Origin of the sequence: Cohnella sp., from assembly GCF_041640265.1 — a bacterium.
GTDB lineage: Bacteria > Bacillota > Bacilli > Paenibacillales > Paenibacillaceae > Cohnella.
In genome coordinates, this window is the sequence record NZ_JBEQAP010000001.1 from 392,988 (window position 1) to 417,356 (window position 24,369).

The window sequence follows — 24,369 nt, forward strand, 5'->3', positions numbered from 1 at the left end:
TTTAACCTCTCCCCTTTTGAGCATTTGTAATAAAGCGCATAATTCGTTCTTTTCGTCCTGTATTAAAATAATATTTGATAACAATATGATTCAGTTTTTCTGTAATTCTTACCTCTTTACCTTCCATGATAACTGCAAGTTCTTCCTTTTCTAAAAACACCAGGACTTTATTTAAAAATCCAAAATGGTGCTTATCATACTTTGATTTTTTTAGATTTTTTACCGTTTCATTAAACTCAGGCACAGAATTCCATGAATTGATAATTCCTTTTAGGTCTAGTTCAAGATCCTCTGCAATGGAGATTAAGTCATCTTCATCCAGTGACTTAAAATAATCCATACTCTTGCCCACTGTCTCTAGTATTTCCTCAATTCGCACGTATTGTCGTGTAGATACTGTCTGGTCCATACTATTAAAGAATTTTGACAACAAAACCAGCATACAGAAATACGCCAAATAGAGATGCTCATTATTCTTCAGTCCCATTTCCTTACGAAGCTCTTCGTTCGTGTAAGAAAGCACTCGGTTTTCCAAAGTAGGAACCATATATATAATACCGCTGTCTTCATACTCAAATATTTTTACTTGTGCATTCGGTTCAATAACAGCGCTTAAAAGTACCGTATATCTCCTCATTATCTTTAGTAATACACCCTTCTTTTTGCAGTGCAATAAAGACGGAGAATGCATCCCCAAATTCATCCTTGAGTGTTCCCATATAAATTCCCCTTTCGTATTGCAAAATCTGAAAGAACAAAGCCGTTCGGAAGAGTAATGACACTCCCATTTGGCTCGAAAGAAAAGTATCCTATGGCTTCAAGCTCCGGATATGCCTCTACAGCACGGGCTAAGCATCTAGGAATCACTGGTAAATGAGGAATAACCTCATGTTCTATCCGTTGGAATGACGTATAGTCGCTTTGATGCAGATCAACAAGGAAGGAATAAAAATTCATTGTGTTTGTGAGTTCCTGGTACAAGCCTAAATTCTCATTTTTTATATTTGAAAGGATATCGGAAATTGTAACACTAGTGTTGGTAAGTATCGGCTCACCTAAAATACGAAGGTATTCTACCACTTTGACTTCCTTTTGTACTCGTTGCATTTCTTCAGCTTTTTCAATAATTAACATTTCCTCTTCACTGACTTCATGCACTTCTACATCTTGCTCTTGCTTGCGAGTAATGCGCCGCTGCGGTTGAAATACTTCAAGGGGATTGAAAATAGGCTTTCTCCGGAAAGGTAATAAGGGATTTAAAATGGTTTTTAATGTTTCTAGATCTATGGGCCTTGTGGAGATTTCACCCAATATTTCGCGCTCGAAATTTAATTTTACAGAAAAGGCATTGAGAATTAGCGATTCCATGGAGTGGGTCATGACCATCTGCAGCTTTTGTTTATCAGTAAACAATGATTCATGCACTGCGATTACACTCGCCAGTTTTCGCTGAATTTGCATTACAAGCTCAATACCCTTAATTTCCTTCGCCGTAAGTTCACCCATATGGTAACTATGAATTTTTTCATCCACTAAATTTTTTAAACTATTGAAAACTTCTCGTTCTCTAGTTAATTTATCGTGAACACTCTCAAGTTGTTTTTTTAGTAATTCTTTTTTTGAAACCGAAATGGCATCTTTAACAATTTCACCCTGTAAGTCACGAAGAGCAAAGCGCTCTTTCTTAATTGCTATTGTAATATCGTTAATTGCATTTAGGGCTTCATGAAAAAGTCCCTTTTGCATTTGCTGTTTGAAATATAATTGAGCAATAGAGATTTGGAGCTCACCATACATTTCTTTCGTTTTAAATAGCATTTCAATACCCTCGGTTGATAAACGGAGACTGATTTTCCGCTCTTTAAGCATGTCTAGGTTCATGTCCTCATCGTACTCAAACAATCGGAATGATATTATTTCCTTACTCTTCTGTTCCAAATCGAAATACTCAAATTCATGATTGCGACCAAAGTTTCGGAGGAAATCATCGACAAGGACTTCCCGTAACTCATCGATTTCCTCGTTATTCAATTGAATGTCACACCGTTCCCATAAAGTAGTTTTAAGGAATCTGTGAATACCATCAGTAGTGGTAGGCCGGTTCATCAGCATATTTTCCAAAGTGTAGAGCATGACAGCAATCGCCAGCGATACAAGAGGCAGTTCACGAAAACGAATCTTATCTTTCATATAAAGAATTGGCGAAAACACCCCTAAGTTCTTCATACGTTCCCGGAAACCAACGAAAATATTGTCGTAACTATCCATTCTAAAAGCCTCCTTCGGGGTGGCTTAGCTTTATAAAATCTTTACGATTCAATCCTTCTTGAGGAAGATATCCATTGCATTGTTCCACAATCGAGATAAGACTTTTCCTTATGGATTCGCTGAAACATTCAAGGAAGGTCGCATAGGATATTGGTTTAGTTTTTGCCTGTTCCTTTTTACGTCGAGGTGGCACCCTATGCTCATATTTGCTTAACAATGCAAAATAGAATAAGAAAAAAGGTTGAACGTCTACGGTTCTCTGTAGAGAAGAAAAAATACTCATCCCCTTAGGGTCAATATCCCCGAAGTAGTGAACCTGATAATTAACATCTCTCAGCTCTTCGATCTCGTTAATATAAGAGAAGCTCCTTAGGATCTTATCCCCCTCCCCATAAATCAGCATAGAGATGGGAATCTCTCCAAATGTGTAGATCCCTTCGATAAAGAGACGTTTGAGTGTGTAATATGTATCTTTATTTTCTACAATCAGAATGTGGTACGATGATTTACTATGACAGGTACGACGGTATTCAAAAAAAGGCTCATAAGTAGGGTAACAGCATAAATCATCTAAAGTTATGCTGATTCGTTGGAGGATTCCCCTGTTTTGGTCTATCCACTTTTCATCGTAAAAGAGTTCGAAAGATCGTTCGTTAATTGAAATAACTTCCGTATCCCCAGTCCTTAGGAACTTACTAATTTCATCCAGATACGGTTTATCTATGATGAAGAATTCATAATCTTTTGCGTAGGACGATAACGCCATCTTAGGATGATATTCATTGAGCAGCATTCGAACATATGCTTCTTCCAATGGCTCAGTTGCTTGTTCAATTTTTCGGTAAACATTATATAGTTTCGTGCCTGTCTTTCCTCTAGAGATAACAGGGGATATTACTCCGTCACTACAGATACCTTCAATCGTTTTAACAAAAGCCGGAAATCCGCCTTCTCTTTCATAACGTAATTTATGATGACGTACCAGAAAGACTTCAAGATCATCTGTCCGGATAGTTTTAGTTTTATGCTTTTTAATAAATGATGCTATCAAGTCTTTCAAAAACCATCACCCTTTTTAGTTGCATTTGTGTTTAAGAGCTTAATGATCAAACGGAAAGTCAACGAAGAGTTTATCCGCTCGATAACAAGTGGATCGCTTCATAAGACCTATAATTTGCTTTATGCTTAATTAAACCACACCTACACGTCAATACTCTGTCACTGAACATTTGTTCCCATAATACATTTCCTGTAATATTTCGACAAATCATACTACAAGTCCTTGCTTCCGATGGAGTGACAGCTTATTTAAAACAGAAAAAAAACCCCACCGTAAAGGCGAGGTAAGAGCAACATTCATTTACTTTTTATCCACTTGAAGCAGTGTTATGTTCTTAACCGAGAAAGTATCTTTAATCTTTTCTTCCGTAATGACGTTCAGTTTGATAAGACTTGTAATCTTGGAGGAATCCGACTTTGAGAGCATGCGCCATACTCCGGGGTCAGGCAGTGCTTCGTAAAGCTTGTTATCGTCGTATTCCTTCCGCTCTTGGAGTACAATCTTCACCTTATAACTTCCAACCACTAGATCGGAAGCGCCCTGCTCTGCACAATGGTTCATAATCTCGCTGCGCAGTTCCGACAATTCCTGATCTATCTCTTTCTGTTTTTGCTTCAGTTGATAGTATCGCTTCACTTTCTTGTCCACATTATTCACGCTCCTCTATACAACATATTTATGCTGAGGTAGTGAATTTAGGACAAGATAGCAAGAACTAACTAACGTAAAAGTTGGTGTAACTATAACCCTCTCTTGTTTTCTTCACTTCAAGGATGGCTGGTATGGCTTGTTTCAGTTCCTGTACATGTGAGATAACGCCGATCATACGTCCGGATTGTTGTAAATCGATCAGGGTATCAATCGCCTTGTTCAACGACTCTTCGTCAAGGGAGCCGAAACCTTCATCGATAAACATGGTCTCCAGCGATATGCCACCTTCATAGGATTGAATGACATCCGCCATTCCAAGCGCCAAACAAAGTGAGGCATTGAATTTTTCTCCACCGGATAATGTCTTCACGTCCCTGAGCTGCCCCGTATAATTGTCGTACACATCTAATCCAAGACCACTTTGCTTTTTACCTTTCTCCATACGTTCGCTACGAACCAGGTAGAATTGTCCTCCTGACATCCTTTGTAATCGATGGTTTGCGTTAAAAATAATCTTTTCCAGAAACTCGATTTGCAGATAGCGTTCAAATGAGATTTTTTTACCGTTTTCACCTCGAACAACATCAAACAAATCTTTTACGAGTTGATACTCTTGTTCGGCATTCTGCCAATTGCTCTCTGCGACATGGATATTTGCCCTAAATTCTCTTCCCTTATCATAGTTGTTCTCTGCTTGCATAAATACACTGCGAACGGTATCAATATATTGTTCCAGCTCCTGCAAGCGCTGATATAGCGCGGCAAGATCTTGGCGCTCTTTGCCAGCAAGCGCCGCGGATAATTCCTCGATTTGCTTAGTGACCGATGCCACTGCTGTCTTATACACTTCAATCTGTTGCTTCAGCTCCGCTCGGGCTGTATCGCTCATTTTCGCCGCTTTATAGGCTACTTCCGTCTCAAATCCGGCTAGCTCTAACGCCTCTATGTAGCTCAGGCGAGCTTTTTCCTTGTTGGTAGTCGCCTCGTTCTTCAAACTCTCTGCATTGTTGTGACTTGCAACTGCCCTAATGTTCCGCTCATTCGCCTCTTGGTATTGCAGTTGAGCTTTCTTCCATTCAACCTCCAACTGCTTCTTAGTGTCTTCTGCCGCCCGGATCCTATGTTCAAGCTTCTCAAGACTTCGCACATCTTCAGAGACGGTACCTAACGATTGATCGTAAAGTGCCTTCTCCATGGCATGCGCTGTCTTCTTGTCATTGAACAAATTCAGTACATCTTCCTTATACTTATGCATCTCATCTAACTTATTATCCAGCGTATCCAGCACTTGCTTAAGCGGAGCAAGCATGGCGTTATCTTCCTTTAACTGCCTCTCTTCTTCAGCTAGCGATTTTCCTTCTTTCACCAACGAAGTGAAAACACCCTCAATTCCATCCAATCTAAAACCCTGCTCAAGCACTTGCTGCTGCTTCTCCTTGCACTGCTGCCCGGTAGCTGCGAGTGTTGCTCTCGCTTCAAGATGTTTCTTCTCTACAATGGATTTCTCCTTACGCAGCCGCTCAAGCTCTTCTTTTGTAGGGATATCCCCCATTGAAGTAGCTTTCCTTGGATGGTCGACGCTTCCGCAAACCGGGCAAAGATCACCGTCATGAAGATGACTTGCAAGTAATGCTGCTTGACCTTCAATGAAGCGGTTCTCTACAACAGAATAAGCCCGTTCTGCTTGTATATATGCTTCCCTATGCTCTCTTTCCTCTATTTGTTCTTTAGTAGACTTTTGTACTAGGTTAAGGTACTCCTGTATGATTGAAGCTTGCTGCCTTAGAATGGTAAGCTTCTCTGTCTTTACCGGCAAATGAACTACTTTTTCTTCCAATTCCTTTACTTGAGTTGCTTTCATCAATCGTTCGGTTTGTTTGGTTTCAACTTCTTCCAGCGCATTCTTGTATTGTTTTGACAACGTTTCAGATTCTGATGCAAGCTGTCCTACCAGTTGTTGTTTCTGATCTATTTCTTTTACTGTTGGCAGATATCCCCTGAGTCGATCCAGATCGCGCAAGGCTTGTACTCTTAGCTCTTCTTTGTCCTCTTCCTGCTTATGATGCACAGCAGCCATTTGGAGTGTTGCCTCTGCTTGTACGCATTCAGACTGAGCATCTTCGAGGAGCTTACTTTTGCGTGTCAGTTCATCCGTCATCTCCGCGTTATGCCGCTCATAGACATGGAGGTGAACGGCCTGCTCAGCAAGTGTAAGCTGTACCGTTTTTTGCTGAATATCGTTCTCTCGTTCTACCAGTTGTTGTCTTGCCGCCACCTTCTGATCCAAGAGACCAAATTGCTCGTTCATATTTTGGGCTTGATGATATACCGTCGTATTTTCTTGATATTTGGTAGTTTCAGATATCAGTAACTGCTTCCTTTCCTTCATTTCTTCAGCATAAAACTCTATCTCCATATCTATTGCTTCAAGTACCTGATACGTATTGAAGTGTTGCTGTTGAAATACGTTATTTAGATCTGAGCCTTCACGTCCGGACAGAGAGCCCTTCACATTGCTAATATGATACTCCCGAATATTTGCCAGCTCCGTGCAAATCTGCTGCATTTGCTTTCGCTTCTCATTTAGAATATCTGCGACATATTTGTATAACCCGGTCTTAAAGATACGACGCAAGATCTCTTCTTTGTTTTCAGTCTCTGATGTCAACAGCTTGCGGAATTCGCCTTGCGGTAGCATGACGATTTGGCTGAACTGTTCCTTCGTGAGTCCAATGATTTCGCGAATCTTCTCATCCACCTGTGACACGATAAAGCGGTCCGTAAGCGGAACTTCTTCTCCAAGAACGACTCCATACAGCTCATATCTATCTCCCGTCGCGCCTTTATTACCTGTTTTCACATGAGCCAACTGCCTAAAAATACGAAATGTCCTACCTTTAAGCTCAAATATGAAATTAACGGAAGTATACATTTGGTCATCAGCAAAATGACTGCGAAGCATTTTACTGTCGCTCCTATCCTCCCCGCTCGCATCTCCATATAAAGCAAAACAGATTGCATCAAAAATGGATGTTTTCCCAGCGCCCGTATTTCCCGATACGACAAACAACCGATGTTCCTTAAGCTCTGAGAAATCAATAACCTCTTGATCCTTATATGGCCCGAACGCCGTCATCGTAAGCTTCAACGGTCTCATAACGCTCACCCTCTTTCATGTGAATCTCCTGCAGTGTTTCGATAAACAGTCTCTCTGTTTCCGGCGAAAGTTCCGTTCCTCGTACTTCTTTATAAAATGCTTTAAACAGCGAAAGATCGTCCATCTTAGCTCGTCCATCAACCGCTAAAGATTCCCCATTAAGCTCGGCGATGGCCAACTTCCGTTCTACATGCATAGCATTTGGATAAACGGAACGAACCCGTTCCATAGGCGACAACACTAGTGCATCGTCAAGTAAGCGAACAAATACATAATCTTCACTAGTCGGATGCCGCTCGATATCTGTAATAAGGCCTTCTACAGTTCGCATGTCATGTCGTGGAGCAAGATATCTTTTCTCAATTGTTGCGTTTCCATGTTGATCCAGTTCGACAACGAGATAACCCTTGTTGTGGTGTTCTTCTGAAATGGAATACTTCAGAGGCGATCCGGCATATCGAACCATTTCGTTGCCAACATGATGTGCCTGATGCAGGTGGCCTAGTGCTATATAGTTGAAGCCAGCAAAATGTTTGGCGCTTACGTGCTCAGCCCCACCTATGGATAGTGGTCGTTCTGAATCACTTGTATTATTCTGAGCTTCACCACCAGGTGTAACAAATGCATGTCCGACGAACACATGACGGGCGCTCGGATCCATGGTTGCTTTGATGGTTTGGGCGATCTTGCTCATGGCATCATCATGCGTTTTGATATTATCATCGCCTAGTAAATAGCGAACTTTACCAGGCTCGGCATACGGAATAAGATGAAAATGAACTTCTCCCTCCTCGTCACGCAGCACTACAGGTTCAAATGGATATGTAAGTTCACCTGCGATATGTAAACCTGAAGCTTTCATTATGCTACTGCCAAAATCAAGACGGCTTGGGCTATCGTGATTGCCCGCGACTGCTAATACGGGGATTTTCAATTGAAGAATAATCGTTTCTAATGCACTATCAAGTAATTGCACTGCTTCAGTTGGCGGAACTGCACGATCATATAAATCGCCTGCAATAACAATGACATCTGGCCTTTCAGCATCTATATCCTTAATAAATTGTTCAAGGACATATTGCTGATCCTCCGTCATATAAACGCCCTGTACCAATTTTCCTAAATGCCAGTCTGCCGTGTGGAATATTTTCATTTTACCAGTCCGTCCTTCCTTATAATTTATCACCGTATCTCACCCTGCCATAGGTGTCGCTTGTTATAATGTAACTCTATTATAACAAAAGTTCTCTGACAACTTGTTGTCAGAGAACTTTTGTTCGTATAATGAATTTCAACTTCAGGTTACAATAGGGGAGCTTATATCTTTAAGATTGAATCGTTGCTTTTAATAATTCTACGGCACTTTCCTCCGTTGGATTGTTTGTTCCGAGTTCGCCCCTGAATGCTTTTTGGAGAATGGCCTCTTTCAATTCGTTTACGTTGTTTTCAACAGTAACTGAGCTATCTATATAATCGTTCCTTTCTTTAAAGCTCTTAAGATAATTAGTTATTATAGAAAGTTCTTTTTCTGAAGGCAAAGGAATAAAAATAGATGCCAATTTTTGCGAGTTTATATTTGCTTGTCCAACTTGTTGTGTTGCCATCGACAACAGCATCTGCCTTCCGAAATAGCTATTTATAAAGGCACAGACATAGGTAGCTAATTTATTTTTTTCATGCAGTCGAATTCTTATCAGATAGGATGCAAAAATTGCTTTACCCGCTATATCTTCAGTAATTAAAGCAGATTTACCAACAAGTTCGTAACTGTTTGTTCTATTAAATAAAATATCATTAGTCTGCAGATCGAGCTTATCAATCTCCGCACATTCATTTGAAATATATTTAAGGCTTTCTAAAACAATACCTCCATCAGATGTTATATTCCCCATTCTAAGGACAGGAATTCCCGTTATATCATCATTTGCTTTTTGGGACGTTCCATATACTGAAGATTCAATAAGATCGTCTAATTTAACCCATTTCCAATTATCTGGTATCTTATACAACTTACTTTTGTACGAAGAATCTAATTGATCGATAAATTTTTTGTTTCGTTTTTCGTTCTTTGTAGAAAATTTATTGATTTTCTCTAGAAACTCTTCTACTGTATAGTATGATTTTTGATTTTCTCGCCACGCCCTCGTTAACTCTCCATGAAAAGCCTTATCTAAAATAGCAGCACGTCGAAGTTCAAATGTTTCCTTTGCTTCCTCGATAAAACGGCTAGCTTCGTCAGTTTTCAAAAAAAGTGAACTAATTCTATTCACGATTCTTATTTGTTCTTGAAAAGGTGGCATTGCTAGAGGATAGCTCTCAACATCCTTTGGCCTTGCTCGAGTTAGAGAACCACCTACTCCAGAGACATTGGATGCTAACAATTGCCTAAAATACGAGGTTCTTAAATAATACATCAGATATATTGGGTATACTCCTATATTCTCAGAAAAAACGATCCATTCAGTTGAAGCAATTTGTCTATACTTAAAATTATTAGCTGTGACAACCCATACTCTATTTATACGAGGATTAATTTTACACAAAAGCACTTCATTAGGTAAAACTAATTGTTTGTTTGAACCAATTTCTTTCCCTGACAAATATTCGGGTTCATTTAGAACATAATTTGGGACACTGTACAGCTCAAATATTTCATCCACAAATTTTGACGGTTCAATTGATCTAGCAATGTTATTATTGACAAAACCCAATTTAACCCAAACCCAATTTTCAGGCACTTTATAAGGCTGTTCTTCTTTTGGGATCAGAGCATTTTGCAACAATTCATCTATACTTTTCTCTTTCGGGTTGCTCATCCCTTGTACACCTCTTGTGCCTCAGCCACTTTCTGCAGTTGTTGCATGTTTTTCAACGTATATACTTTCTCTTGTTCTGTAAGAACTGGCAGTTTAGCTGCCTTCAGTTCAGCAATAACTTCATTTAACAACGAAATTGCCTGTTCCAACTTCCCCATCGCTTCCTCGGCAGACTCAATCGGATCAGGAAGATTATCATAAATGGACAATGACTCATCCGCAATCAGTCCAATGTCAAGACTATCATCCCTCTTAGCAATATCTTCACGGGTAAAAGCGTTCCAACGCTCATCTTTTATCGTATTACGATCATCTGCCGTATAAGCGGAAACAAAATCGTCAAAATGGGCTTCAGTCAATGGTGTACGTTTTCCAAGAGAAGGCATGTTTGTACGCATATCGTAGACCCAAACTTCCTTTGTATTACCAGCATCGCTCTTTCCGCGCGTAAAGAACATGACATTTGTTTTGACACCCTGAGCGTAAAAAATACCCGTAGGCAAACGCAATATAGTGTGTAGATTACATTTATCCATTAAATCGCGACGAATTTGCGTACCTACACCGCCTTCGAATAGAACATTATCCGGTAGCACGACTGCGGCGCGGGCTTTATTGTTACTCTTCAATGCACGATAGATGTGCTGAAGGAAGTTCAACTGTTTATTAGACGTCGAAAACGTAAAGTCGGTTCGCGTAACACGTTCTCCACCTTTCTTCGTACCAAAAGGCGGATTCGTCAGAATAACATCGTAATTTTTCAAGCTCTCCCCAACAGATGTTAGCGTATCCCCAAGCAGCAATTGACCTTGCATGTCATGCAACAGTGCATTCATTGTTGCGAGACGATGTGTATCTTTTACAAGCTCAACCCCTGAAAACGCATGGTACTTTTGAAATTCCGGATTCACGCTTTCGTCGAAGTAGTCGTCTGTCTTACTGCGAATATATCTATCAGCAGCGATCATAAAGCCAAAGGTACCAGCTGCCGGATCATGACACCGCTCGCCCGCTTGTGGGTTAGTCAGTTTGATGATAACGTCAATTAACACACGAGGTGTAAAATACTGACCCGCACCAGATTTTAATTCGCTTGCGTTTTTCTCCAGCAATCCTTCATAAAGATCTCCCAAACCTTCCTGCTTGGCGCTATACCAATCTAGCGCATCAATTGACTTAATGATCTTTTCTAAGTTCTTAGGCTCGCTAATGAAAGTAGTTGCGTCAACATAGACCTCTTTGAGAAGATTATTTTCCGCTTTACCCAATTCCATGAGCAAGAGTCTATAAAAGGTTTTTAATTCCACTCCGTCCTTACCTGCTAACACATACCAGCGATATTCTTCAGGAATGATAAATTCCTGGCCTGTTTCTTTCATCATTTTGAGAAACAAGAGATATGTCAACTCAGTAACATATTGATGATAGGTAATACCATCATCTCGAAGTACGTTACACAAATTCCAAAGTTTTTGCACGATTTCACGGTTATTCATTTAAGCTTGCTCCTTCTTTTCGTAGCTGTACAGATTCGTGTTGATTTCCCTTACAATTTCGTTTAGTTGCCCACTGAATATCTTATCCAGTTGCCTAAAACCACCTTGGCTCTTGAATGGTTCGTAATCAAAAGCCTGATTTGCATCCGGTCCTAACACGGATTCTTTAATTAGCTGCTTCTCTATGCGTTCCAACCACTTTTTCTGCACAGGCGGCCATACTTTCATGTGATATACCTTCTTCATTGCATTTCGCACACGTTCTTCATGACTTACGAGCGGATCGCCAAGCGCCTGTTGACGGATAAAAGCAATGATGTCGGCCGCGATATCTTCGTTTTTGGCCTCACGCCATGCAGTTTGCAGATTTTTCTCCGTATACCCCGCCTGATCCAGCTCTAAACGAAGCTTCTTAAGCTCTTCTCTTGTCAATTCAGCAGGTCGTTGACATACAATCATTAAAGCTGGCAACAAGTTCATATTATCCCGAATATACGATCCAAAACCATCCAAAAAATCCTCTGGTTTGTCTGCATTACCGTAACCCCGGGTAATTCCAAGTGATTTATCTTCTGCATAAGAGATATAGGTTCTATTCTCACCGTCTTTATTCTCATCCAAATATTTAAACAGAGGAACAAACGATTTAAGTTGCTCGTTCAACTCAGTTGCCGCTAGCCCCTCCACCCATGAAGCAAATTCATCTACAGAACGACCATCCGACAGGAGTTTAAAATTCTCTTCCCGCGTCACGGTAAAATGCCGTTTCTTACGTTGAATTTTAGCTAATATCTGCTCCTGATAGTCAATCAAGTGAGTTTCTTCCTTGATTTGTTCCAATTCCTTTACCAGTTGTGAAATCGGAATCTTCGGATTGACTACAATCGGCTTCATGTCGGTATATTTTTTTAACACCTCGTAAATGCCAACTGCATCAAATATTTTAAAGTGATCTTTTTGAATTACATCACACTTACGTGTAGCACGACCTAGCATTTGCTCGAACAAGATACGAGACCTTACCCTTCTTAAGAAGACAATGTTCGTAATTTCAGGCACGTCAATGCCCGTTGTCAGGAGATCCACTGTAACGACAATATTAGGAAGACGCTCATTCTTGAATCTTTTGATAGCCCCAATCGGATCTTTGATCGAACCCGTTATTTTCATTATTGCATTGTCTTCCAGTTCACCATATCGCTCATCCATTTCTCTTTTCAAGAAATCAACGACTTTATCAGCATGGGCATCTGTTGCTGCAAAAATAAGCGTCTTTCCGTCATCATCTGGAGAGATGAAATTAGCTAGTTCCTGCAAGACAACCCGATTGAAACTATCCGTAATGACCTTTGTATTGAACTGAGCCACTTCAATATTAACTTCATCCTCCATGAACTCTCGGGATAAGGTGCCAGATACGGTATCGAATACTTCAACCTCAGTGCCCTTTTCAAACGTAATCCCATTTTTCTTCAGAACAGTGTCAAACTGATAAGGAGGTTCATGGTCAATTAAGTGCCCTTCTACAACAGCTTCACGGTAAGAGTATGTAAACACTGGAGCACCAAAAATTTGTGTCGTATGCAAAGCAGGTGTCGCCGTAAGTCCGATTTTGACAGCATCAAAATATTCAAGAACTTGGCGATATTTACTCACATAATCGTTATGGTCGCGAATTTCCATTTCCAATTCGCTCATTTCCTTATCAAGCGTGTAGCCCCGATGGGCCTCATCGACAATAATACAATCATACTGATCAACTGTTGGTTTGTCATCTATGGAGTTACTATAAAAAAGCCGCTTCAGCATACCTTGCACCGTAGCGATCTGGACTTTTGTTTCAAGGTTAGGTTTCTTGTCCTTAAGAGACTGTAGTTCATAAATTTCTGTAAATGTATGAAAACTTTCTAGTTTGCTGTCTTGAAATGCCCCATCAGCTTGTGCTCCTAGAGCTTCACGGTCCACGAGAAATAAAATCCGATGAAACCGCTTTGATTTAATTAATCTATAAATTAATCCAATAGCCATGCGAGTTTTCCCTGTTCCCGTAGCCATTGCAAGCAGGATTTCACGCTGCCCTGCTTGCAATGCTTCCTCTACTCTCTGTATGGCCTTCTCCTGATATGGACGAAGTCGGAGGTAATCGAACTTCTCATCTCTCAATGTTTGAGTTGCCTTGCTTACATCTTGAACCAAAAGCTGAAGTATTCCCTCAGGTGAGTACCACCCTTGAAGAGCCCTAGGATGGTTCGTTGAACGACGAGCATCCAAGAACCAAATACCAGACTTTTGTTCAAGCTGTTTTACATAAGGTCTCCCGTTACTCGCAAACAAGAAGGGAACGAAATAGTCACCCCAAGGCTCGTCAATTTGTTCATCGCCATGCCGGATAACCAACTGTGCATAATTTTTGGCCTGTTCAATATCGGCCGGTATGTCCTTACTTGCTCTCTTTGCTTCGATAATACCTACTAGTCGCAAACTAATAAATAGTGCATAATCTGCCCTTCCATGTTTTAATTGCCATTCAGCAACTGCAAGGTTTTTCCCTTTCTCGGGACGGGTTCCTAAAGCGAATCGCAACTTGTTGGAATCGACCTCCCATCCAGCCTCTCTCAACTGCTCGTCAATTAATATCCTGGTTTCTTCCTCTGTTAGTTGAAGATTGCTACCGCTTCTCTGAGAGATATGGCGCCGTCTTTCCTTTTCTTGTGTCTTGACGTTAAGCTGCTCGGAACGTACTCTTAGCAGTTCCTCCTCCATTGATGCTAGCTTTGATTCATAACTTTCTGTAATTTGGGTCAACTCAGCTTCTGTTATTACGTTTCCCTCAAGCGGCTCCTGGAACTCAGGTGCTTTGAAATTCCAATCTCCATATACTTCCATGAACCAAACAGCGATACGAAAGGCCATCTGTAGTAGGATTTTCGCCTCTGCTGTATCACCATATGAAGGATTGTGAGTCGCTTCATTACCTTTTTTACGTATGACATGAAACAAGTCCAATAACTCTCGAGGGACTAACTGCAAATAATTCAGCTGATTTAATCGATCCACCTGATTTGTAATTCGTTCTTCATTTATTTGCTCAAACGCAGAAATATATTTCGTAACCGTTTCGGCAAACGTCCGAATTTTCGAGATTGCGGTATTTGGATCCAAGTAGACATTACGTTCACCCGTTTCAGCAACTTTATCTAATAACTCCCACTTCGTTGCCAAAAATGAAAAGTTTTGAGATGCCACGCGAATCACCTGCTTTTATTAATATTTATGGTAGTGTAATAGTGTACACATGACTATTTCCCTACTATTTTATCATATATAGGATATATTTGTGGACATACGGTCAAAAGACCTTAGAGGAGTGGGCAGTTCTAAGGTCTTTTCATATTCTCTAAGAAAGTTTGAGAGAGCTATTCTAAAATAATGTTCCCTGCTTTATGTTTTCTGTTCTATTCGAAATAGAATCAACAGTGTTCACGTTAGTTTTGTTACTCTCCCCATCTTTGTATCCCTTATCCATCCAAAGCTTTAATTGCTCAGGAAGAACATTCAGCGTTTTACACAACTCTTGAAAATTATAGCCTTTTTGTATTTCAGCTTGGATTATAGGCCATACAATACTATAGAGATCTGAACTATGGTCAGAATTATTTACTCCAATAGATTCACTCGATGACGAGGAACCATTCTTTGCTTTTTTAAGAATTTCTATTATGGACTGCCCGCTCTCTTCTACAAAAGGAATTACTAAAGGATGTTGTCGATACTTCTCAAGTAACGAACGATTTCCCTCAGGCACATCTTGACCCGTCCGTATTATAAGAGGTACCCATGAGTTTTTCAAATTTTCATTAGCACCTTCCCATGTACCCCCCTTGTTGTTTGCTGCCACAACTACTGTTCCTTTTGAATGCGTGTAGATATACTTATTTCGCCCCATCGCATTAAAGCCAGTAAAACGAGAAGAAGGATGAACAGCAGATAGAAGAGTTAAATTACCATCAATAATTGTTTTACGCCATTCTTTTTTCTTAATAAGCACTTCTAGTTCTGAATGTACAAATGAAACAACTCTCCCACCATGAGTTAAGGCTTCGGTTTGTGAGATAAGATCTATTCCTTTAGCACCACCTGACACAACTAAAGCGCCTTCTTCCACTACTCGTCTTACAATACGTTGTGTAAAATCTATGCTCTGTGGATCTGCATCGCGAGAACCCACAAATCCAACAGCACTAAAGCGTAAATTTTCCCCATTACCTGCACCGTAAAAAAAAGGAGGGGATTGTTCCTTTAAGTATTGTTTGACTCTCTGGGGGTAGTTCTTGTCCCCACGCGTAGCTATCCATATTCCTAGACTAGATAATCTATCGATTTCGATAGCCATATTTCCCGCATATTTCATCAAACTGCAAACCCTCTCCGCAAGGGCTCTATCTACCAATAAATCTTTCATTATTACTTCTTCATTTTTTCCATATAAAGAAGCAGGTGTTGCATAGGATGAATTCCTTAGTAGTGCAGCAAATTTATTCCATTCACCAGGTGTAAAAGGTTTTTGAGATACATCTTTAGTCTTTCTGTATAGTAGATCAGAGGTTAGCAACATTATAGCTAATCCCTCATCTGAAATCTTCTCCAAACTGATCACCCACTTTCTGAAGTCGACGATAACGCAAATGGTAAAATTCGATCATAGCCTGATTCCTTTAACAAAAATCCTGCTACCGTAAAAGTCCATCGTGAGTCAACCATGTCATCTATTAATATTACACTATTTCCATTAAAGTTGCTGTTATTCACTTCTAAAGAATCCCGTACATTTTGTTCCTGCATGTGACTGTTATTCATCCGTTTTTGTTCAGGACGTGACTCCGTTTTGGTTAAAAGATCCACGTATGGAAGTCCCAAACCATGTGCAGTCCTTATTGCAAAATCACGAACAAGATCTTGACGTCGTAATGAAGGAATTGAACTAACAACAAATGAATCATTTGGATAGTTGCTCTGAATCCAATGAGCTAATGCTTCTGTCGCCGCAACAACTAGCTGATCATCAAAGTGATTATTCTGGTATTTCCCAATACGAACTAGACGCCCCCACCCACTATCACTATACCTGCTTAACGCGAAACCAGACTCACAGCGTCTATTTTCTGTAATCCTTGCTCCAGACGCCCATTGTTTGCGAGGTTCGAAATGGAAATAATTACGTTGTAAAAAAATTTCAGCATGGAATACGATATCTGCTTGTATATTTCTACCGACAAAATCCCCGTTGCAATTAGAACATATACCACAGTCGTTTCTTGCTGGGTCATCTAGCTCACGAATAACGAACTTCATAAGACATTCTTCAGTATGTATAAACGATTTCATTCGTTCAAGCTCATGCTCTTTGTTCGAAAGGACGTTAGAAATACGTGCATCTTGTAGTTGTATTGGTTGGAGCGTTCTTGTATAGCCAGACCCATCTTTCGTCACAATACTGTCGATTAACAGTAATTTCAAACAGTCTTTTACAGTAGATTCTGTAAGATTTAATCTAGAGCATATCTGATTAACTGTAAGGATATCTTCTGTCTCAAGTAACTCTATGACAGCCAACATATCCTCTGAGGAAGGAAAAGCATTACGAATAAAATATTGTTGAATGGACTCATCTTCTTCTCCATGTAGTAACACGATATAAGCCTTTTCTAGCTTTCGTCCTGCGCGTCCAATTTGTTGATAATACGTTAAAAGCGAGTTGGGCATTTGAAAGTGTACCACAAAACCTACATCTTCTTTGTCAAACCCCATACCTAATGCAATGTTTGCAACAAGAACCTTTATACTATTTTGAAGAAGACTCTCCTCTCTTTCAATCCTCTCTTCTTTAGTTAAGCGCCCTGTATAATGAACAGCAGAGATTCCTTGTTCTGTTAACCAACGAGCAACCAACTCACAATCGCTAATTGTAGAACAATATACTATACCGCTGCCTGGTAATTTTTTAATATTACTAGACAGCCATGCTAAACGATCTGCTTTTTTAGGCATCACGATCGTTTGAATATGTAGTGATTCCCTTGCTAGTGGGCCACGAATAACTTTCATTGATCCAAGTTGTTCCTGTATATCTTGAACTACTCTGTTATTTGCAGTAGCAGTAGTTGCTAAGATGGGAACCTGAGAAGATAAAGTACGGACGATACGCGAAATACGTCGATAATCTGGGCGGAAATCATGACCCCAATCTGAAACACAGTGGGCCTCATCAATTACAAACATACCGATTCCATCACGGATAAGAGGAATTGTTCTCTCCATAAAACGATCATTCCCCAAACGTTCTGGAGAGACAAACAGTATATCAATATCCCCTTGCGACAATCGATATTCAATACCTGAAACTTCCTCAGTACTAAGTGAACTGTCGATAGTAGCTGCTTTTAGACCAAGACGATCAGCAGATTGCATTTGATTGCGCATAAGTGATAAGAGTGGGCTAATGACAATTGTAGGACCTTTTCCACTATCTCGTAATATTCTTGTAGATAAAAAATAAACTAAGCTTTTACCCCAGCCTGTTTTCTGAACAACCAGTGTACGATCACCATGCAGTACAGAATCTATTGCTTCCCATTGCCCCTCTTTAAAAGCAGCATCTGGACCAAACATTTGTTGTAAATAATCATAAGCTTTAACTCTGAATGTCATTTTAAATCTCCTCCCGGTTATAAGATCTAAGTAATCTGTATTTTGTTTTTTATTCATAGTGAAACATACTCATTCAGATGCAGAAAATACAATCCCGTCTCTTTGACCTGCAAACCAAAAGCTCGTTCCAATTCTTCCTCATAAGCCACCACCTGCGGCCTATAGAAGTCAACGAATGCCTGCCGTTGACCCTCTTCATATACATCCGTTTTGAAGTCCACAACAACCCAACCATCATCTTCTTCGAACATAAAGTCGATAATGCCTTTTAGGTGCAGCTCCTTCGCCGCAGCACCACCTGTCGATTCAGTGCATATTGTCCGCAATGGTAGTTCATGAACCTGCTGCTTAGCAGCTAATGCACGTCGCCATAGCGGATGTTTCACTACAGTACCCAACATTATCCGAACATCCGGAATAAGCTCCTCATCCATGCCCTCTTCTTCGGCGATCATACGAATGTGTAGTTCCAACTGATCAGGCACTTCACCAGATCCAAGCAACTCAATACACCGGTGTACCGTGCTGCCGAACGCCATTCCTCTGCCCACAAGAGGTCTCGGCGGCTGTGGCGTTCCCGACTTCGCTAACTCCGTCACCGATGCCGTCCTGAATGTTGGCTGCGCCAGTCGACTTCTCCATTCACGGTTAACAGCTTCGTCTGCTTCTTCGTCATGTACGATGTCGTAGCACGACTGCATCACAGGTACAACCAAAGGATCATCCAACTCCCGCCCTTCCTGAAGACCGCTTTCAAAGCTGCTCCACGGATCAATCGCTGGACGGTCTGGATATCGGCTGATGATCATAAGCTGCTTCGCGCGGGTAGCGGCGACATATAGCAACCGCTCCTTCTCAGCGTTCATGTACAGTCGTTCTCTCTCGGCATGTTCATTCCATCCCTGCGGATGAGCAATCACTTCATCTTGATATCCTTTTCGTCGCTTTATGCTGAAGTAGCCGCGAGCCGGATTGTCTGATCGGTCTACGTGTTCGGAGGCATCGTGATCCGATTCCCCGCACGGACAAGCCAAGAGTACTACTGGCGCTTCAAGCCCTTTTGCTTTGTGGAGGTTCATGATGCGAACTGCATCATGCTGGCCTGCAAATAAGTCCCCACACTCGAGCTTCGCTTCTTCCACCAATCGCAATAAATAAGAGCACAGCTCTGGCCAGCTTGCAGTAGTTAAGCTATCCTTTTGTAGCACATGAAGTAGCTTTATAAGCGTTCCAGCACGTGCCCGGCCAGTCGGTCGAACTGCAGCAAGCGGAATCAGTCCCAAATCCTCTATGATATGAATCAGCGCTGACAGAGCCGGTATCTTTCGGATGATACGCGCATATCCCGCGAGCCGCTCCAGCGCTTCGTATACAGGCAGTGCAGTTTCAGACACCTCTGCCTGATTCGGCAGGTAGGTATAAACTATTGGAAACCCTTGCATCTTGTAGTGGAACAGCGCGTTATCACTAACGGCGAATAACATCCCTTTAAGCACGGCAAGTAGAGAAATCCGATCACCCGGGTCATTCAAGCAGCTTGCGAGTAAAGAAAGAGCGCCAATTTCCTCATACATCGCTGAACTTCCAGCAGTCACAGATGGAACACCGTACTGCTCCAGCTTTTCAGCATAAAGATGCAGATACTCCCTACGTTTCAGGAGCACCAGAAAATCACTTGGAGACGCCTCTCTAAAAACATAACCACCATCAGCTCCTGATTGCTTCTCCTGTATTATTAATTGGCCGCTGCAAGCCCAGGCAACATAGCGAGCCACCCGGTCCGCATCCGCTTCGGCAATAGCATCCTTGCCGCCAGATATTTTCACATGGGTCATCGTGTACACACCATGTAACACTTCTGCATCCGGATTAACAGATTGTGTCTCCATTGTCACAAACGCCGCCTGATGCTCGGATTCATTGCTTGGAAAGCGAGCGCAAAATTCTTCATTGATGAACTGACCAATAGATTGAACTGAACGGAAATTAGCGCTCAGTTGAAGTACCTCTCCGCATGATCTGATCTTGTTTTTAACCCAATTGTATGTAGAAATATCCGCGCGGCGGAATCGGTAAATGGATTGCTTGGGATCTCCTACCACGAATAGAGAGCCTGCTTTCGGCGTGATACGCCGCCAGTCCGATTCGTTCGGATCATCACCCGTCAGAAGAAACATAAGCTCCGCCTGGATGGGATCGGTGTCTTGAAACTCATCGACGAACAAGCACGTATATCGGCCAGTAAAAAAACGCCGCACATTCACATGCTCACGAAGCAAAGCCGTTGCTCTCATCAGTAAATCCTGAAAATCGAGCAACCCTAGCTCACTCCGCCTGCGCGAGCCGTACGCAACAGCTGGCCGGACAAAATCAACCAGCTGCGGATAGAGATGCTCCCGCCAAGCACGAAGAAACGGCAGCAGGACTCGGCCCTGCCACTCTTGAAACATGATCTTGTATTCCTTGGCCTTTGCTCCATCCGTCCACTGCTTCAATGTCGCATCGATTTTCCGTTCAAAAAGCAGCGCCAACTGTAGCACACGCATATCGTCCTGCAACCCATGTATCGCAACAATCCTTCTGCCATCTCGGACCATCGATTGTAAAGCATCCCAGCCCCGTTCCGGCTTAACCGTCGGTATGTAGCGGCTCACATCCTCCAACATCGATGGCAGCGATAAACGAATCAGATCAAAATCCGGTCTGGGGGAGGGAGCCGTATCAATCTGAATGTCCGTATAGTCGCATACCCGTTTATAGACCTGACGTAGATCCTCTACATTTACCTGAAGTGCCCCTAGTACCGCTATGGTATCCTCTCGGCCGCTTTCAATTATACTTATCAAGTATTCATCCCAGCATTGATCACGCAGTATTGCCGCTTGTTCTTCTTCGAGTTCGCAGAACATGGGATCGAGCCTAGCTTCGATTGGCCTCTCCCTAAGCAATCTACCGCAAAAGGAATGAATTGTGCCGATGTAGCACCGATCAACCTCCTTAAGTGCCTGCCTCAGCAGACCGCTTTGAGGCTCTGTCGCGGTGCGAATCCGCCGCTCCAACTCCAGTCGGAACCTGCTCTTTAGCTCGTCTGCTGCTTTCCGGGTGAACGTAATTGCTGCGATCTGCTCTGCCGCGGTGCTTCCTGACTCGATTAATGCGATCATCCTGCCGACAAGTGATGTCGTCTTTCCTGAACCCGCTCCCGCTTCCACCAAAAATGTCCGGTCAAGGACTCTTGAAATACTCTCTCTTGCTATCCGATCGTCATGCAAAACGCTCAACCTCCTTCATATTGTGAAGTAGCGAGTCATTTTCTGCTAAATCCCATTTGTCCTTTGTTCGCTCTGATTCGTTCCCACAAACGGATCGATAATCACAATATGTGCATCGTCTCGACTCCTTTGTCGCCGTAAACAATCCCGACTCCATGGAAGCAAGCAGATGTCCCACCAACTCAGAAAGCTCAGCTCTACGGCTTTGAACTCGAGACACCTCTTCACCCTTCCCCCACTCCGTTGGGAAATAATAAGCCGACTCCATCACGCGGGCCATTGGATCGATTCCCGAACTCTGAAGCCACTGCTCAACCGCAACGGCATAGAGCGCATGTTGGAGCTGAGTGCCCTGTGAAAAGTACTCATTCTCGTCATACTTAGCCGGACTGCCTGTCTTGTAATCGTAAATCTTGTACGTGTGTGGCCCGACTTCATCTACCCTGTCGACAAATCCCTTCATTTTTATCATGAGACCATTGTCCAACATGACTTCCATCGGTTCACCATCTCTCGTCAGCTCGAGCTCAAAATAACGTGGCCTTCCCTGACGTTTTTGCTCCAATTGATGGAAAATAGCCACGTCTCGACGAATAGTCTCGCATTCCTTAAAGAAAATATGTGGACTTGGGGGTGGTACCATTGTTTCGTATTCGCTGATTGTTAGATCTGTGATTTCCTGGAGCCTTTTTTCGTTATGTATAAGTATATCGCTTGTATCAGAATCCTTGGACATCTGTTCGAGGTAGAGGTAAAAGATGCGGTGAAGTAAGCTCCCCCTGCCTGCAGCATCCAACCACCGAGTGCGGTCGAAGTCGGTAGTCTCCTTCTCCCTGACCTTCAACACCGTGGAAAAGAAAAACTTCTTCGGACATTCAGCGTATCGTTCGAGTTGTGTTACGCTAAGAAACATCTCCGGGTTATTCAGATAACGGACTGCAAATACATCCGTCTGAAGTAGCATCCCCTCATATTCTGATAGCTTCGCCGCGGCTATTTTCGTTTCTGCTCGTTCCACGCCTGCTGCAAAACGTAAAGCTTGGCGCAGCGAGGGAAGGCCATCTTGCACTCTTCCTCCTACGGTCAACCGACTTAACCAACGGTCCGTCCCATCTAGTAGATGCTCTCCTTCAAAACTGCCCGCCATGTAGCCAATCGGTTTTCCGAGAGCATGTTCAAGTCCAGTAAGATCCATATGAGGATCGCCTGTTACGATCCTCGCAGCCTGCAAGAGCTCAAATGCAGGACTCGTTTCCTTTTGCTCTGCCGGATCATAGCTGACGAAGCTTAGCGTCAACAATCCTGAAAGCATCCCCAGACGAGAGGCTCGTTCACGAACCACATACTCTGCCTTTTCGGTAGATAACTGCAGACCGCCCAAATTGCGGCGTTCCTCATCCAATAAAACGGGATCCTGTCTAAGTTGTAAGGCCCACGCTTCATTGCTCATGCCCAGAATATAAGTATGGGTCCTGCCAGATTCACCACCATCCTGAAGAGATGATATATGAATTTTCCCGCAGACCGGCCCCTCACAATGGATACGGATTCCAGTAACCATGTCTTTTACATAACGCAACGCACTCTCGCTTGACAGTGTTCGAGGAGAAACGGATTCCAACTGCTTCGCCTGATCACTCAGTTCAGCGATAACCGTTATGTCTGCCTCTCCGGAAGGGACGGTACACTTTTCGAGAAAATCAATCATTGCATTCAGGACGGTAAGTGGTGTCCACGTCTCTTGACGGGAATCCGGCAGTGTGTGAAACAATCCTTTAATTGCCCGTTCTAACAGCCGAATCGCCTCGACGTGCGCCCCAGCTTCCTCAGCAGAGGCTGCAGCTTCCAGCATCGAAAAGCGCTGCCTTCCCCATCCAATCCCGCTTTGCTCCAAAGCACGAATAAGATCAGCCGTTGCCACGGAGTCGCCAAAGTGACGAAATGACAGATAATCATGCCGGAGAGCCTTAAGCAGACATTCTACGTCATAGTTGCATTCCAACCAATCCAGATATACCAGCGCCGCCTTCCCAACCTTCGTGTAAGAGATTGGCATCCCTTTTGAAAATGTGCAGGGAATGTCGAGGGTTTGGCTTAGCGTATATATGGCTGTACTATAGGCTTCATAATTAGAAACAATGATCTCAGTCTGGTCGAAGGGAATATCCTGACGGCAAATACGACGGAATGTTTCACGAACTTCAGCTAACGTTCCTGCCGCGCAGTAAAACCGAACATCATGATCCTCGAAGTTTTCAAAAATTCCAGGGAAAAATGCTTCCTGCCGCAGCATGACAAGCCCGCTTCCAGCAATGCGCTTCAGCATTTCCTTCTCCACAGGAGAATGTAGCTCCACATCCCTGACGATAAAGAGATCATTATTAATTTGAGCCTTCTCTGGTAAGCAACCAAGCAGTCCTGCAAAATCAGTGAAACGGTTCTGCTCCAGCCACTTTTCGTACAAGGTTAGAAGCTCGATAATATAGATTGCTTTCCTAGTGTTATCAAAAAAAGTAATTAAAAGCTCTGAGGAGCGAATACCTGAAAGCCTGAGCTCCTCTATCGCAAGGTGAAAACTATGAACGATACCAGGTGAAACCATTTCGCTCGGTATATATTCCTCAAGACGAACAGCCAGATCAACCATAAGATTCTGAATGATCCAAAACGTCTGCTCGCTGCTTAGTAGTCGAAGTCCACGTTTCGTCAGTTCCAGTTTGGTTCGTTTCACGACAAGTGACCGCAATGTTTCTGTTTCCACTCCAAGCAATGGGCCACATTGTCTAGTTATTCGAGCAAGCCATTGTTCGGCCTGGTCAAAACGGTCAGCAAGTAGAATCTTTCTCCGAAAAGGGTCGTTATTGCATATCTCATACAAATCCACCAACCAGTTATGGTTCATAAGACCCACATCCTTCCTCTATTGTATATTTCGAGGAAT

At 42.4% G+C, this 24,369-nt stretch carries 13 protein-coding genes; all 13 read right to left on the reverse strand.

Translation table 11 applies throughout. The annotated features are described in order from the left end of the window. Position 1 precedes the first annotated feature (1 nt). Positions 2 to 691: a DUF6063 family protein gene (locus tag ACESLK_RS01760; protein ID WP_372661264.1), complete on the reverse strand. Its 690-nt coding sequence runs from the start codon at positions 689 to 691 to the stop codon at positions 2 to 4. Between the two features lie 8 nt (positions 692 to 699). Next, positions 700 to 2,268, reverse strand: coding sequence for a hypothetical protein (locus ACESLK_RS01765; RefSeq protein ID WP_372661267.1), 1,569 nt, complete (start codon positions 2,266 to 2,268; stop codon positions 700 to 702). 1 nt (position 2,269) lies between these two features. Further along, a complete protein-coding gene (locus ACESLK_RS01770; RefSeq protein WP_372661270.1) occupies positions 2,270 to 3,328 on the reverse strand; it encodes a Wadjet anti-phage system protein JetD domain-containing protein in 1,059 nt (352 codons plus the stop codon). Positions 3,329 to 3,628: 300 nt separating this feature from the next. Next, on the reverse strand, positions 3,629 to 3,976 hold the full coding sequence (locus ACESLK_RS01775) for a hypothetical protein (RefSeq protein WP_372661273.1): 348 nt from the start codon (positions 3,974 to 3,976) through the stop codon (positions 3,629 to 3,631). 67 nt (positions 3,977 to 4,043) lie between these two features. Continuing rightward, the gene (locus ACESLK_RS01780; RefSeq protein WP_372661276.1) at positions 4,044 to 7,136 is read right to left on the reverse strand and encodes an AAA family ATPase; all 3,093 of its coding nucleotides are present in this window, start codon (positions 7,134 to 7,136) and stop codon (positions 4,044 to 4,046) included. Further along, positions 7,093 to 8,289 carry an exonuclease SbcCD subunit D gene (locus ACESLK_RS01785; protein ID WP_372661397.1) on the reverse strand — a complete coding sequence of 399 codons (1,197 nt, stop codon included), beginning with the start codon at positions 8,287 to 8,289 and terminating at the stop codon, positions 7,093 to 7,095. The genes ACESLK_RS01780 and ACESLK_RS01785 overlap by 44 nt, the downstream gene beginning before the upstream one ends. 172 nt (positions 8,290 to 8,461) lie before the next feature. Next, positions 8,462 to 9,952 carry a restriction endonuclease subunit S gene (locus ACESLK_RS01790; RefSeq protein ID WP_372661279.1) on the reverse strand — a complete coding sequence of 497 codons (1,491 nt, stop codon included), beginning with the start codon at positions 9,950 to 9,952 and terminating at the stop codon, positions 8,462 to 8,464. Further along, entirely contained in the window at positions 9,949 to 11,448 is a 1,500-nt protein-coding gene (locus ACESLK_RS01795; protein WP_372661282.1) for a class I SAM-dependent DNA methyltransferase, read from the reverse strand. Before ACESLK_RS01795 ends, ACESLK_RS01790 begins: the two co-directional genes overlap by 4 nt. Further along, positions 11,449 to 14,694 carry a type I restriction-modification system endonuclease gene (hsdR, locus tag ACESLK_RS01800; RefSeq protein WP_372661285.1) on the reverse strand — a complete coding sequence of 1,082 codons (3,246 nt, stop codon included), beginning with the start codon at positions 14,692 to 14,694 and terminating at the stop codon, positions 11,449 to 11,451. It lies immediately after the preceding gene. Positions 14,695 to 14,869: 175 nt separating this feature from the next. Beyond that, positions 14,870 to 16,096, reverse strand: a complete 1,227-nt coding sequence (locus tag ACESLK_RS01805; RefSeq protein WP_372661288.1) for a DNA-processing protein DprA — start codon at positions 16,094 to 16,096, stop codon at positions 14,870 to 14,872. 5 nt (positions 16,097 to 16,101) lie between these two features. Then, complete coding sequence (locus tag ACESLK_RS01810) at positions 16,102 to 18,213, reverse strand: RecQ family ATP-dependent DNA helicase (RefSeq protein ID WP_372661291.1); 2,112 nt, start codon at positions 18,211 to 18,213, stop codon at positions 16,102 to 16,104. Then, on the reverse strand, positions 18,210 to 21,428 hold the full coding sequence (locus ACESLK_RS01815) for a UvrD-helicase domain-containing protein (protein WP_372661294.1): 3,219 nt from the start codon (positions 21,426 to 21,428) through the stop codon (positions 18,210 to 18,212). The genes ACESLK_RS01810 and ACESLK_RS01815 overlap by 4 nt, the downstream gene beginning before the upstream one ends. Further along, positions 21,421 to 24,330, reverse strand: a complete 2,910-nt coding sequence (locus tag ACESLK_RS01820; protein WP_372661297.1) for a PD-(D/E)XK nuclease family protein — start codon at positions 24,328 to 24,330, stop codon at positions 21,421 to 21,423. The genes ACESLK_RS01815 and ACESLK_RS01820 overlap by 8 nt, the downstream gene beginning before the upstream one ends. Positions 24,331 to 24,369: the final 39 nt, after the last annotated feature.